Source organism: Phytobacter massiliensis JC163, assembly GCF_000321045.1.
GTDB classification, from domain to species: Bacteria; Pseudomonadota; Gammaproteobacteria; order Enterobacterales; family Enterobacteriaceae; genus Phytobacter_A; species Phytobacter_A massiliensis.
Genome location: NZ_HE578945.1, coordinates 1,772,954 through 1,786,449, shown reverse-complemented (window position 1 = coordinate 1,786,449; position 13,496 = coordinate 1,772,954). Strand labels below are relative to the sequence as shown.

At 53.0% G+C, this 13,496-nt stretch carries 14 protein-coding genes; 11 read left to right on the top strand and 3 right to left on the bottom strand.

Translation table 11 applies throughout. From position 1 onward, the window contains the following. The first annotated feature begins 105 nt into the window (after positions 1–105). Entirely contained in the window at positions 106–1,221 is a 1,116-nt protein-coding gene (gene macA, locus ENTHG_RS08755; protein WP_044178006.1) for a macrolide transporter subunit MacA, read from the top strand. Further along, on the top strand, positions 1,218–3,161 hold the full coding sequence (macB, locus tag ENTHG_RS08750; protein WP_044178003.1) for a macrolide ABC transporter ATP-binding protein/permease MacB: 1,944 nt from the start codon (positions 1,218–1,220) through the stop codon (positions 3,159–3,161). The genes macA and macB overlap by 4 nt, the downstream gene beginning before the upstream one ends. A gap of 65 nt (positions 3,162–3,226) precedes the next feature. On the opposite strand, the gene cspD is transcribed toward macB, so the two are convergent. Next, entirely contained in the window at positions 3,227–3,448 is a 222-nt protein-coding gene (cspD, locus tag ENTHG_RS08745; RefSeq protein WP_044178000.1) for a cold shock-like protein CspD, read from the bottom strand. A 323-nt stretch (positions 3,449–3,771) separates the two neighbouring features. Here cspD and clpS point away from each other — a divergent pair, with 323 nt between their 5' ends. Both clpS and clpA read left to right on the top strand, forming a co-directional pair. Then, positions 3,772–4,092: an ATP-dependent Clp protease adapter ClpS gene (clpS, locus tag ENTHG_RS08740; protein ID WP_044177998.1), complete on the top strand. Its 321-nt coding sequence runs from the start codon at positions 3,772–3,774 to the stop codon at positions 4,090–4,092. A gap of 30 nt (positions 4,093–4,122) precedes the next feature. Further along, entirely contained in the window at positions 4,123–6,402 is a 2,280-nt protein-coding gene (gene clpA, locus ENTHG_RS08735; protein ID WP_044177995.1) for an ATP-dependent Clp protease ATP-binding subunit ClpA, read from the top strand. Positions 6,403–6,631: 229 nt separating this feature from the next. Here clpA and ENTHG_RS08730 read toward each other — a convergent pair whose 3' ends face one another. Further along, positions 6,632–6,913: a hypothetical protein gene (locus ENTHG_RS08730; RefSeq protein WP_044177992.1), complete on the bottom strand. Its 282-nt coding sequence runs from the start codon at positions 6,911–6,913 to the stop codon at positions 6,632–6,634. Positions 6,914–7,377: 464 nt separating this feature from the next. Between ENTHG_RS08730 and ENTHG_RS08725 the strand changes: the two genes are divergently transcribed. From ENTHG_RS08725 to ENTHG_RS08695, 7 genes are all read left to right on the top strand, one after another. Beyond that, entirely contained in the window at positions 7,378–8,121 is a 744-nt protein-coding gene (locus tag ENTHG_RS08725) for a GntR family transcriptional regulator (protein WP_044177990.1), read from the top strand. Positions 8,122–8,138: 17 nt separating this feature from the next. Next, on the top strand, positions 8,139–8,612 hold the full coding sequence (locus ENTHG_RS08720) for a PTS sugar transporter subunit IIA (RefSeq protein ID WP_044177986.1): 474 nt from the start codon (positions 8,139–8,141) through the stop codon (positions 8,610–8,612). After that, on the top strand, positions 8,609–8,896 hold the full coding sequence (locus ENTHG_RS08715) for a PTS sugar transporter subunit IIB (RefSeq protein ID WP_044177984.1): 288 nt from the start codon (positions 8,609–8,611) through the stop codon (positions 8,894–8,896). Before ENTHG_RS08720 ends, ENTHG_RS08715 begins: the two co-directional genes overlap by 4 nt. A 76-nt stretch (positions 8,897–8,972) precedes the next feature. After that, positions 8,973–10,331 (top strand): PTS galactitol transporter subunit IIC, encoded by a 1,359-nt coding sequence (locus tag ENTHG_RS08710; protein ID WP_044177980.1) that lies wholly within the window; start codon positions 8,973–8,975, stop codon positions 10,329–10,331. Next, the gene (locus ENTHG_RS08705; RefSeq protein WP_044177978.1) at positions 10,324–11,811 is read left to right on the top strand and encodes an FGGY-family carbohydrate kinase; all 1,488 of its coding nucleotides are present in this window, start codon (positions 10,324–10,326) and stop codon (positions 11,809–11,811) included. Before ENTHG_RS08710 ends, ENTHG_RS08705 begins: the two co-directional genes overlap by 8 nt. A gap of 45 nt (positions 11,812–11,856) precedes the next feature. Further along, positions 11,857–12,717 carry a class II aldolase gene (locus tag ENTHG_RS08700; protein ID WP_044177975.1) on the top strand — a complete coding sequence of 287 codons (861 nt, stop codon included), beginning with the start codon at positions 11,857–11,859 and terminating at the stop codon, positions 12,715–12,717. 9 nt (positions 12,718–12,726) lie between these two features. Further along, positions 12,727–12,996, top strand: coding sequence for an HPr family phosphocarrier protein (locus ENTHG_RS08695; RefSeq protein ID WP_044177972.1), 270 nt, complete (start codon positions 12,727–12,729; stop codon positions 12,994–12,996). A gap of 130 nt (positions 12,997–13,126) precedes the next feature. Here the strand turns inward: ENTHG_RS08695 and infA are convergent, their stop codons facing one another. Beyond that, positions 13,127–13,345 (bottom strand): translation initiation factor IF-1, encoded by a 219-nt coding sequence (gene infA, locus ENTHG_RS08690; RefSeq protein ID WP_001040187.1) that lies wholly within the window; start codon positions 13,343–13,345, stop codon positions 13,127–13,129. Positions 13,346–13,496: the final 151 nt, after the last annotated feature.

Here is a 13,496-nt window from a genome sequence, read left to right as displayed (position 1 = left end):
GAGCCTGGCGGGAAATGAAAAGATTAGGTTTCGTTAAGGTTGCGTTTAGTTAGAATTGGCAGCATTACCATTTGCATATCTGGCGACAGGCCATCAGGAATATTTATGAAGGTGAAGGGAAAACGCAGGAAACTCTGGCTACTACTGGCGGTGCTGGTGATTGTAGCCCTGTTCTGGCTCTGGGGGCGGCTAAACGCGCCGACGCCGCAGTATCAAACGCTTATCATCCGACCCGGTGATTTACAGCAGAACGTGCTGGCGACCGGCAAGCTGGACGCGCTGCGCAAAGTGGATGTTGGCGCGCAGGTAAGCGGACAGCTCAAAACGCTGTCGGTGAGCATTGGCGATAAAGTTAAAAAAGATCAGCTGCTGGGGGTGATTGACCCGGAGCAGGCCGAGAACCAGATCAAGGAAGTCAACGCCACGCTAATGGAACTGCGCGCCCAGCGTCGGCAGGCCGTGGCGGAACATAAGCTTGCCGGGGTCACCCTTGCCCGCCAGCAGGCGCTGGCGAAAACCAACCTTGTCTCGCGCCAGGATCTGGACAGCGCGGCAACCGAACTGGCGGTGAAAGAGGCGCAGATTGGCACCATTGACGCGCAAATTCAGCGAAACCAGGCCACCCTCGACACCGCGAAAGCCAACCTCGATTACACCCGCATTGTCGCGCCGATGGCGGGGGAAGTGACTGAAATTACCACCCTGCAAGGGCAAACGGTGATTGCCGCCCAGCAGGCGCCGAACATTCTTACCCTGGCTGATATGAGCACGATGCTGGTGAAAGCGCAGGTCTCCGAGGCGGATGTTATCCACCTCAAACCGGGGCAGAAAGCGTGGTTTACCGTGCTTGGCGACCCGGATACCCGTTATGAAGGCAGGCTGAAAGATATTCTGCCGACGCCGGAAAAGGTCAACGATGCCATCTTCTATTACGCCCGTTTTGAAGTACCGAACCCGCAGGGGGTGCTGCGCCTTGAGATGACCGCTCAGGTGCATATCCAGCTTTCCGGCGTGAAGAACGTGCTGACGGTGCCGCTGGCCGCGCTGGGCGAGCCGGTGGGCAACAATCGCTACAAAGTGAGACTGCTGCGCAATGGAGAAGTGCGTGAGCGGGAGGTGACGCTGGGCGCGCGTAATGATACCGATGCCGAAGTGACCAAAGGGCTGGAGGCCGGGGATGAAGTGGTGATTGCTGACATCACCCCCGGAGCCCGTGAATGACCGCGCTGCTTGAGCTAAAGGATATTCGTCGCAGCTACCCCTCCGGCGATGGCGCGGTGGAGGTGCTCAAAGGCATCACACTGCAGATACACGCCGGGGAGATGGTGGCGATTGTCGGGGCTTCCGGCTCGGGCAAATCAACGCTGATGAATATCCTCGGCTGTCTGGATAAGCCCACCAGCGGCACCTATCGCGTAGCGGGCACCGATGTCGCCACCCTCGACAGCGATGCGCTGGCGCGCCTGCGCCGGGAACATTTCGGCTTTATTTTTCAGCGCTACCACCTGCTATCGCACCTGAGCGCGGCGCAAAACGTCGAGGTGCCAGCCGTCTACGCCGGCGTCGATCGCAAAGCGAGGCTGGCCCGCGCCCGGGAACTGCTGGCGCGCCTGGGGCTTGAGGAGCGCATGGAATACCCGCCGTCGCAGCTTTCCGGCGGCCAGCAGCAGCGCGTCAGTATCGCCCGCGCCCTGATGAACGGCGGGCAGGTGATCCTGGCCGATGAACCCACCGGCGCGCTGGATAGCCACTCCGGCGAAGAGGTGATGGCCATTCTGCATCAGCTGCGCGACCGCGGGCACACGGTGATCATTGTTACCCATGACGCCGAGATAGCCGCCCAGGCGGAGCGGGTGATTGAGATCCGCGATGGCGAACTGCTCACTAACCCGCCCGCCGCGCAGCGGGCGACGGCTTCCACCATCAAGGCCACGGGAGCGGAAACGGCCAGCTGGCAGCAGTTCGCCGGGCGTTTTCGTGAAGCGCTGCTTATGGCATGGCGGGCGATGGCGGCGAATAAAATGCGCACGCTGCTGACCATGCTCGGCATTATTATCGGTATCGCCTCGGTGGTCTCGATAGTGGTGGTGGGCGATGCCGCCAAGCAGCTGGTGCTGGCGGATATTCGCGCTATCGGCACCAATACTATCGACATCTATCCCGGCAAAGATTTCGGCGATGACGATCCGCAATTTCAGCAGGCGCTGAAATACGACGATCTGCTGGCTATCCAGAAGCAGCCCTGGGTGAGCTCCGCCACGCCGTCCGTTTCGCAAAACCTGCGCCTGCGCCGGGGCAACATTGACGTCGCCGCCAGCGCCAACGGCGTCAGCGGCCAGTATTTTAACGTCTACGGCATGACCTTTAGCGAAGGGAACACCTTCAACGATGAGCAACAAAAAGGGCGGGCGCAGGTTGTCGTACTGGACAGCAATACCCGGCGTCAGCTCTTCCCGGACAAAGCGCGGGTCGTCGGCGAGGTGATCCTGGTCGGCAATATGCCCGCCACGGTGATCGGCGTGGCGGAGGAGAAACAGTCGATGTTCGGCAGCAGTAAGATCCTGCGCGTCTGGCTGCCTTACTCCACGCTTTCGGCCCGGGTACTGGGGCAGTCCTGGCTTAACTCTATCACCGTGCGGGTGAATGAAGGCTATGACAGCACGCTGGCTGAACAACAGCTCGAACGGTTAATGATGCTGCGCCATGGTAAGAAAGATTTCTTTACCTGGAATATGGACGGCATCTTGAAAACGGCGGAAAAGACCACACGTACTCTTCAGCTCTTCTTAACATTGGTGGCGGTCATTTCGCTGCTGGTTGGCGGCATCGGCGTGATGAACATCATGCTGGTTTCGGTGACGGAGCGCACCAGGGAGATAGGTATCCGCATGGCGGTGGGGGCGCGGGCGAGCGATGTACTGGCGCAGTTTTTGATTGAGGCGGTGCTGGTGTGCCTGGTTGGCGGCGCGCTGGGCGTGGCGCTCTCGATGGCGATCGCCTTTACGCTACAGCTGTTCCTGCCGGGCTGGGAGATCGGCTTTTCACCGGTGGCGCTGCTGACCGCCTTCCTCTGTTCGACCGTAACGGGCGTACTGTTTGGCTGGCTACCCGCTCGCAGCGCGGCGCGCCTTGACCCGGTTGATGCCCTGGCGCGGGAATAAATAAAAATGCCAGTCCGTGGGACTGGCATTTTAACTGCGTGATGTACACAATGAAGTAAGCGCCGTCAGGCAACGGCTTCCACTTCAACGGGCACGATGAGACTGGCATGATTGCCTTTTGGCCCCTGGTGTACATCAAACCGGACGGTTTGCCCGGCTTTTAGCGTTCTGTAGCCATCCATCTGGATGGTAGAGTAATGCGCGAAGATATCTTCGCCGCCGCCTTCCGGGCAGATAAAACCGAACCCTTTAGCATTGTTGAACCACTTAACAGTACCCGTTTCCATGCTTCGACATCCTTCGTAAATCTTATATAAGTAAGATGGAATGAACCGGTGGTAGAGGGGGGTTGTTCAAAACCTCGCCAGCTCTCGACTCTACAATTTAGAGAAATCGGGCATCGCGTCAAGCGTTTGGCAGGGGGGATTGAACAAGTATCAATCAAAAATTTGAAGCAGTTAACGCTATTGTGGGGGTTTGTGACAGCCGTCGCGGATAGCAATGATAGATGATAGTTATCTAACAACTGATGTAGATTGAAATTACATCTAGACTCATGTAATCGGCAAGCGTAAGCGGCCGGAACCTGTAACCCGGATGAACAGCAACGATGGGTAAGAGCAACAACTGGCTGGATTTTGAACAACTGGCGGATGACAAACTGCGTGACGCGCTAAAACCGCCATCTATGTATAAAGTTATGTTAATGAACGATGATTACACGCCGATGGAATTTGTTATTGACGTGCTACAAAAGTTCTTTTCTTATGATGTAGAACGTGCAACGCAACTGATGCTTACAGTGCACTATCGGGGAAAAGCCATCTGCGGCGTTTTTACCGCAGAAGTGGCCGAGACGAAAGTCGCGATGGTGAACAAGTATGCGAGGGAGAACGAGCATCCGTTGCTGTGTACGCTGGAAAAAGCCTGAATACAGGCCTGAAAATTGGGGGAGGTGCCTATGCTCAATCAAGAACTGGAACTCAGTTTAAACATGGCTTTCGCCAGAGCGCGCGAGCACCGACATGAGTTTATGACTGTCGAACATCTGTTACTGGCTCTGCTCAGTAACCCCTCGGCCCGCGAAGCGCTGGAAGCGTGTTCTGTGGACCTGGTGGCGTTGCGACAGGAACTCGAAGCCTTCATAGAACAAACCACACCCGTCCTGCCGATGAGTGAAGAGGAGCGCGACACGCAGCCGACGCTCAGCTTCCAGCGTGTTCTGCAGCGCGCGGTCTTTCACGTTCAGTCCTCCGGCCGTAGCGAAGTCTCCGGGGCGAACGTGCTGGTTGCAATTTTCAGCGAGCAGGAGTCGCAAGCGGCTTATCTGCTGCGCAAACATGAAGTGAGCCGCCTTGATGTGGTGAACTTTATCTCCCACGGCACCCGTAAGGATGAGCCGGGACAATCTTCTTCTGACGCTGGCAGTCAGGCTAATAATGAAGAGCAAGCAGGCGGGGAGGAACGTATGGAAAACTTCACCACCAACCTTAATCAGCTTGCTCGCGTAGGCGGTATCGACCCGCTGATTGGCCGCGACAAGGAGCTTGAGCGCGCGATTCAGGTGCTCTGCCGTCGGCGTAAAAACAACCCGCTGCTGGTGGGTGAATCCGGCGTCGGTAAAACCGCCATCGCCGAAGGCCTCGCCTGGCGTATTGTGCAGGGCGACGTGCCGGAAATTATGGCCGATTGCACCGTGTACTCGCTGGACATTGGCTCCCTGCTGGCGGGCACGAAATACCGTGGCGATTTTGAGAAGCGTTTCAAGGCGCTGCTTAAGCAGCTTGAGCAGGACAGCAACAGCATTCTGTTTATCGACGAGATCCACACCATTATTGGTGCAGGCGCAGCGTCGGGCGGCCAGGTGGATGCCGCTAACCTGATTAAACCGCTGCTCTCCAGCGGTAAAATTCGGGTGATGGGCTCTACCACCTATCAGGAATTCAGCAATATTTTCGAAAAAGATCGCGCGCTGGCGCGCCGCTTCCAGAAAATAGATATCACTGAGCCGTCGGTGGAAGAGACGGTACAGATCCTCAACGGGCTGAAACCGAAATATGAAGCTCACCACGATGTGCGCTATACCGCGAAAGCGGTGCGTGCAGCAGTAGAGCTGGCGGTGAAATACATTAACGATCGTCATCTGCCGGACAAAGCGATTGATGTGATTGACGAAGCGGGCGCGCGGGCACGTCTGATGCCGGTGAGCAAGCGTAAGAAGACCATCAACGTGGCGGATATCGAATCGGTTGTCGCCCGTATTGCCCGTATTCCTGAGAAGAGCGTTTCCCGTAGCGATCGCGATACCCTGAAAAACCTCGGCGACCGCCTGAAAATGCTGGTCTTTGGCCAGGATAATGCCATCGAGGCCTTAACCGAGGCCATTAAGATGAGTCGCGCGGGGCTGGGGCATGAGCACAAGCCAGTGGGTTCTTTCCTGTTCGCCGGGCCAACCGGGGTCGGGAAAACCGAGGTGACGGTGCAGCTTGCCAAGGCGCTGGGTATTGAACTGCTGCGTTTTGATATGTCCGAGTACATGGAGCGTCACACCGTCAGCCGTTTAATCGGTGCGCCTCCGGGCTATGTCGGCTTCGATCAGGGCGGGCTGCTGACCGATGCGGTTATCAAACATCCGCACGCGGTACTGCTGCTCGATGAGATCGAAAAAGCGCACCCGGACGTCTTCAACCTGCTGCTGCAGGTGATGGATAACGGGACGCTGACCGATAACAACGGGCGTAAAGCGGACTTCCGTAACGTGGTGCTGGTCATGACCACCAACGCCGGGGTACGTGAAACCGAGCGTAAATCCATTGGTCTTATCCACCAGGATAACAGCACCGATGCGATGGAGGAGATCATGAAGATCTTCACGCCAGAGTTCCGCAACCGTCTGGACAATATCATCTGGTTCGATCACCTCTCTACCGGGGTTATCCATCAGGTGGTCGACAAGTTTATTGTTGAGCTCCAGGCGCAGCTGGATCAGAAAGGCGTATCGCTGGAAGTTAGCCAGGAAGCACGCGACTGGCTGGCGGAAAAAGGTTACGACCGGGCCATGGGCGCGCGTCCGATGGGCCGCGTAATTCAGGACAACCTGAAAAAACCGCTGGCGAACGAACTGCTGTTTGGAACGCTCGTTGACGGCGGCCAGGTGACAGTGACGCTCAATAAAGAGAAAAATTCGCTGGAGTACGACTTCCAGAGTGCGCAGAAGCACAAGCCGGAAGCCGCCCATTAATCTCTGCCTGTAAAACGAAACCGCTCTTACAGAGCGGTTTCAGACTGCTGACAAAGCCAACAGGAATTCATGGAACGGCGTAGCCCGGGTAAACGTAGTGCACCCGGGACTCCCGGATGCGGCGAAACGCCTTATCCGGGCTACCGTCATTGTGCCGCTCTTTCGTCACTCCCGGGTTTGGCAACAACCTCAAACCGCTCTTACAGAGCGGTTTTTTTTCGCCTTACGTTCAGCGTCTTTTCAGAAATGCATACAGACGCACCAGCTGGTTTAGGCCTTTGTTGATGCAGTACCAGCCCAGCGCCATAAACGCTACCAACGCAAACAAACGCACCAGACGCGGAAGGTGCATGCCTTTGGTCAGCAGCAGGAAAATCAGCACCAGCACAAGGCTAATGGCAAGCCCGCCTGCCAGCATCATCAGCAATGAGCCAAGTTCGTTGCGTGGCCAGATAAAGCGAATAAAGAAACCGATAACCAGCAGTGCAGCGATAAGCCATAAACCCAACACGACTGCTTCCTCCCTGAAACAGATTGATGTTACATAGGGTAATACGAGGGGGAGCGGTAGTCCACGAGCGGGATCGTAGAAAGAGGGGCTGCTGTATCTTTTCAGACCCTTTTTTTAAGCGGGTGATTAAGTTATTGATTTTTATAGAGATTATGGGGAAGGGTAAAAAAGGGTTGGCGCAGGTAAATATTGATTTTTGATTTGTAAAACATCAGGATGGGAAGGATTTGGGTGAGTTCACTGCCATACAGGCAGCTTAACCCCACCCTTTGAGCATTCATGCTAAACGCCTGCCATCATTTAACATCCTCATCATTCTGTGATTTTAATCACATAAAAATGATCCCATTTTGAACACCAAAACTGTGATTCCCTTCCGTCCCTCTTTTTCATAATCCCCTATTATAAAACTCGAAGTTGTACATGATTGTCCATAGACAACTCTAAATGTTCAGGTGCGCACCATGAAACCATTGAGTAAAAGTTCGCAGATTCCGCTGTACCAACAGGTCGTGGAATGGATCAGGGAGAGTATTTATAGCGGTGAGCTGGTTGAAGATGACCGCATCCCATCCGAGTTCCAAATTATGGATATGCTGGAGGTAAGCCGCGGTACGGTTAAAAAGGCGGTTGACCAGTTAGTAAGGGAAGGGGTGCTGGTGCAGGTGCAGGGTAAGGGTACTTTCGTGAAGAAAGAAAACGTGGCCTACCCCCTGGGAGAAGGGCTGTTATCTTTTGCGGAAGCGTTGGCCAGTCAGAAAATTAACTTCACCACCAGCGTAATTACTTCCCGGCTGGAGCCCGCCAATCGACATGTGGCAGAGAAGTTGGGCATTAAGCCCGGGCAGGATGTCCTGTTTCTTGAACGTCTGCGCTCGATCGGTGATGAAAAAGTCATGCTGATTGAAAACCGTATTAATGTGAACCTTTGTCCGGGAATAACCGATGTCGATTTTAATAAAGAAAATTTATTCCCCACAATAGAGCGCCTATCAGGCAAAAAAATTAGCTTTTCAGAAAGCCGCTACGCCGCCCGGTTAATTGGTAATGAGCGCGGGCACTATCTTGATATTGGTGAGGATGCGCCGGTATTGCATCTGGAACAGTTGGTTTTTTTCTCCAAAGGATTACCCGTTGAGTTTGGTAACGTATGGTTAAAAGGGAACAAATACTACCTTGGCACCATATTACAGCGGCGGGATACATAACTAATGAAGAGGAAATTATGCACGATATTAATTTTCGCCGTCACTATGTCCTGCACATTCCAAAAGGAATGACGCAGAGTGATATTATCCGGGCGCTTGCCAGCCCGTTAGCTAACGATGGTATGGTCGTCTCTGATTTTGCCGATCACGTTATTGCCCGTGAAAAGAATTTCCCTACGGGATTACCCGTAGAGCCGGTTGGTGTTGCTATTCCGCACACCGATCACAAGCATGTGCATCAGAACGCAATAAGTATAGGGATTCTGGCGGAGCCGGTCAGCTTTGAGGAGATGGGCGGAGAACCGGAGCCTGTGCCTGTCAGAGTTATTTTCATGCTTGCTCTGGGAGAAAGTAATAAACAGCTCAACGTGCTGGGCTGGATTATGGATGTCATTCAGGATGAAGGTTTTATGCAGCAGTTGCTGGTCATGAATGACGATGAAATTTATCAGTCTATTAATTCTCGCTTATCTGAAAGAGGTGAACTATGAGTCAAATGATATTGTTTGTTTGCGCCACCGGAATAGCTACCTCCACTGCCGTAACCGAAAAGGTGATGGAGTATTGCAAAGAGCAAGGGCTTAACGTTAATTATTCTCAGACTAACGTAGCATCGCTCCCGAATAATACTGATGGCGCAACGCTGGTGGTCTCTACAACTAAAGTTCCTTACGAACTGGATATCCCGGTTGTTAATGGTCTGCCAATAATTACCGGCGTTGGAGAAGACAAAGTGCTTGAGAAAATAGTTGCAATTCTTAAAGGTCAAGCCTGATTCTATAAATATAAAACTCAGATAACATTTCCAGGCGCTCACGCGAGGTCTGGTTATGTCTGAAACGAGGTCGGATATGAATGATTTAGCACATACCCTCTACACCATTGTGCAATATGTGTTGGGTTTCGGCCCAACGGTATTATTGCCACTTGTTCTCTTTTTTCTGGCATTGTTCTTTAAAGTCAAACCCGCAAAAGCATTACGCTCATCTCTTATTGTGGGTATTGGTTTTGTCGGTATCTACGCCATTTTTGACATTCTCACCAGCAACGTAGGCCCGGCAGCACAGGCCATGGTGGAAAGAACCGGCATCAGCCTGCCCGTTGTCGATTTAGGCTGGCCGCCGCTGGCCGCCATTACATGGGGTTCGCCCATCGCGCCCTTTGTCATCCCGTTAACCATGCTGATTAACGTCGCCATGCTGGCGCTGAATAAAACCCGCACTGTAGACGTAGACATGTGGAACTACTGGCACTTTGCGCTGGCAGGAACGCTGGTTTATTACAGCACCGGCAGTTTTGTGCTGGGGTTAACCGCCGCTGCGGTGGCCGCGATTATAGTGCTCAAACTGGCAGACTGGTCAGCGCCGCTGGTAGCAAAATACTTTGGCCTCGAAGGTATTTCGTTACCTACTCTGTCATCTGTGGTCTTCTTTCCGATTGGACTGCTGTTTGACAAAATTATCGACAAAATCCCCGGCCTCAATCGTATTCATATTGACCCGGAAAGCGTGCAGAAAAAACTGGGCATCTTCGGTGAGCCAATGATGGTAGGGACCATTCTCGGCGTGCTGCTGGGTATTATTGCTGGCTACGACTTTAAACATATTCTGCTGTTGGGTATCAGCATCGGTGGCGTGATGTTTATTTTGCCGCGCATGGTGCGAATTTTGATGGAAGGTTTACTGCCTCTGTCTGAGGCTATCAAGAAATACCTTAATGCCAAATATCCCGGTCGTGACGATCTCTTTATCGGCCTGGACATTGCGGTAGCGGTGGGGAACCCGGCCATTATTTCTACTGCTCTTATTCTGACGCCTATTTCTGTCTTTATCGCATTCCTGCTGCCGGGCAATAAAGTTCTGCCGCTGGGCGACCTGGCAAACCTCGCCGTAATGGCTTCAATGATCGTGCTGGCATGCCGGGGCAATATTTTCCGTGCGGTGATAACCGCAATCCCGGTAATCGTCGCCGATCTGTGGATTGCGACCAAAATCGCCCCGTTCATTACCGGCATGGCTAAAGACGTTAACTTCAAAATGGCAGAAGGATCGAGTGGTCAGGTATCGAGTTTTCTCGATGGCGGAAACCCGTTCCGCTACTGGTTGCTCGAGATATTCAATGGAAATGTGATTGCGTTGGGTCTGATTCCAGTGGTTGCGCTGGTGATCTATGGCGTCTTTCGTCTGACAAAAGGAACGGTCTATGCCTGATTACCGCGCAGCGCTTGTCATCGATATTGGCACCACCAACTGCAAAGTCAGCTGTTATTGCTGTCATGACGCGTCAGTTCTGGAAGTACGCAAGTTCCAGACCCCTAAAAAGGAGTCGGTGAGCGGGGTTGATTTTGATATCGAAGCGCTGTGGCAGGCATTGCGACGTGTAATGGCAGAACTGGTTTCTTCCTCGCCGCTGCCGGTGACAGATATCAGCATTGCAAGTTTTGGGGAGTCTGGCGTGTTTGTGGACGAACAGGGCGCCATCCTCACACCAATGCTGGCCTGGTATGACCGACGCGGCGAGGCTTATCTCGCCTCGCTCAGCGAATCAGACTATGAGGAGCTGTATGCGATAACGGGATTACCGCCACACAGCAACTACTCGGCCTTCAAAATGCGCTGGTTGCTTGATACCTATGCGCTGCATGAGCGCAAAGATATCTGCTGGTTACATGCGCCGGAAGTACTGCTATGGCGAATGACCGGTGAAAAGCGCACTGAGATCTCTCTGGCGAGCAGAACGCTATGCCTGGACATTGCCAGCCGCTCCTGGTCTCGCAAGGCAGCGGCGATGCTCGGCATACCTTTCCATGTGCTGGCCCCGCTGATAAGGCCGGGCCAGGTGGCGGGATGGGTAACGTCTGAACTCAAAAAAGAATTGGGGTTCGGGCATGACGTCAAAGTCACTCTCGCCGGGCACGACCATATGGTGGGCGCACGCGCGTTACAAATGCAGCCGGGCGACGTGCTGAACTCTACAGGGACAACGGAAGGCATTTTACTGCTGAATACCCGGCCAACGCTCGACCCCCAGGCGCGGCGGGATAAGCTGGCAAACGGCTGTTATTCCGACGGCGAATTATTCACGCTGTTTGCCTCTTTGCCCATCGGGGGCTATGCATTCGAATGGCTGCAAAAGACGTTTCGCTTAACCGCCGAAGAAGTTGAGAACGCGCTGGAAAAGGCAGGGCAGCATTATCTGCACCCGTCGTGGTCCGCGGACCAGGTACCCGTATTTATACCGCATTTGCGCGGTTCCGGTTCGCCAAATAAAAATCGACACACGCGCGGATTGTTATTTGGGCTAACGGATTCGCTGGATGCTAAAACGCTTATTGAAAGTGTATTTATTGGCCTGGCGATGGAACTCGCGCACTGTTACGCCTGTTTTAATATTCCTGTCGGCACGCCTTTAAAAGTGATTGGGCCTGCGGTGAAAAATCCGTTCTGGCTGCAATTAAAAGCGGATGTTTTGTTGTGTCCGGTAGAGGCAATTACTTTCGATGAAACAGTATCTGTTGGGGCGCTTATGATGGCTTGCCCTGAGCTCACACTGCCCTCTGGGCCCGTCGTGCAAACATATCTCCCGGACAGAGACCGCTTTGCAAAATTGAAAAAATATCAGCAGCAATGGCAGGCCTTTTATCGCTTTAAGCTGTTGCAGGAGGGAATAATCAGCGACGACGAGAGTTAATTCAGCAATCTTTTTAACCCTATAACCAGGATATGAGGAGTCAATATGCCTTTAGTCAATGGCAGGATCCTGCTCGATTGCATTCAGGAAAAGCGAGTGCTGGCAGGTGCCTTTAATACCACGAATCTGGAAACAACCATTTCTATTCTTAATGCGATAGAACGTTCCGGATTACCCAACTTTATTCAGATTGCCCCCACTAACGCCAAACTTTCTGGCTATGAATACATTTATGAAATTGTTAAACGGCACGCGGATAAAATGGATGTGCCGGTAAGCTTACATCTGGATCATGGGAAAACGTTAGACGATGTTAAACAGGCTGTCAGGGCAGGCTTTACCTCGGTGATGATCGATGGCGCGGCCCTGCCTTTTGAAGAAAATATCGCCTTCACCCGTGAAGCGGTCGATTTTTGCAAATCTTTTGGCGTGCCCGTGGAGGCAGAACTGGGGGCCATCCTCGGTAAAGAGGACGATCATGTCAGCGAGGCTGATTGTAAAACCGAGCCGGAAAAGGTGCAGCGTTTCGTTGAAGAGACGGGCTGCGATATGCTCGCTGTATCCATTGGCAACGTTCACGGCCTGGAGGATATTCCCCGGATTGATATTCCGCTATTAGAACGTATTGCAGCGGTCAGCCCGGTGCCTCTGGTTATTCATGGCGGTTCCGGTATTGATGCCGATATTCTGCGCAGCTTCGTCAATTACCACGTCGTCAAAGTGAATATAGCGAGCGACTTGCGAAAAGCCTTTATTACCACCGTCGGTAAGGCCTGGGTCGATAATAATAACGAGGCCAACCTTGCACGCGTCATGGCCAGTGCAAAACAAGCCGTTGAAGATGACGTATATGCAAAAATTCAGATGATGAACAAAGCGCATCCTGCCTTACGTAAGGCCTCATAAGGAGGGGAGATGATTAGACAATCGGTACGAGTGGTGAATAGCACAGGATTGCACGCGCGGCCGGCCGCAACGCTGGCGAAAATCGTTAAGCAGTATCAGGCCACGCTGATATTAATTAACAACGGTAAAGAGATCCCCATTAAAGGAATGATGAGTATTCTCGGTGCCGGGGTGAAGGGGAATACGATGGTCGATCTCATATGCGACGGGCAGGATGAACAGCAGCTCATGGGCGCACTAAAAAGCGCTTTTGCTAACGGGTTCGGCGAATCAGCCTGATTATTGCTCTCCAGCGCGCGAATGAGGCGCGCCCCCTCATTGCATAACAGGCGGCAGTGTCGTGTACGCAAAACAAAAAAGCCAGACCCTGGTCTGGCTTTTCACTTTACGCACGCAGGCGCGATATTAATTAACGGCTACGGAAGACAATGCGGCCTTTGCTCAGGTCGTACGGGGTCAGCTCAACTGTCACTTTATCGCCCGTCAGAATGCGGATGTAGTTTTTACGCATCTTACCGGAGATATGCGCAGTGACCACGTGACCGTTTTCCAGTTCTACGCGGAACATAGTATTAGGCAACGTTTCCAGAACGGTGCCCTGCATTTCAATATTGTCTTCTTTGGCCATCTAATCCTCGGGGGTATCACTACCAATTTTTTTGAACCGGCAAGATAATGCCGAAGTTCGTCTGTTAAGTAAAGATTTGCGCGATAAAACGCAGCAAAGCGGCTTTTGCGCATTACCCTCACGCCATGCTCGCGACGCGCATAGCGCGCTG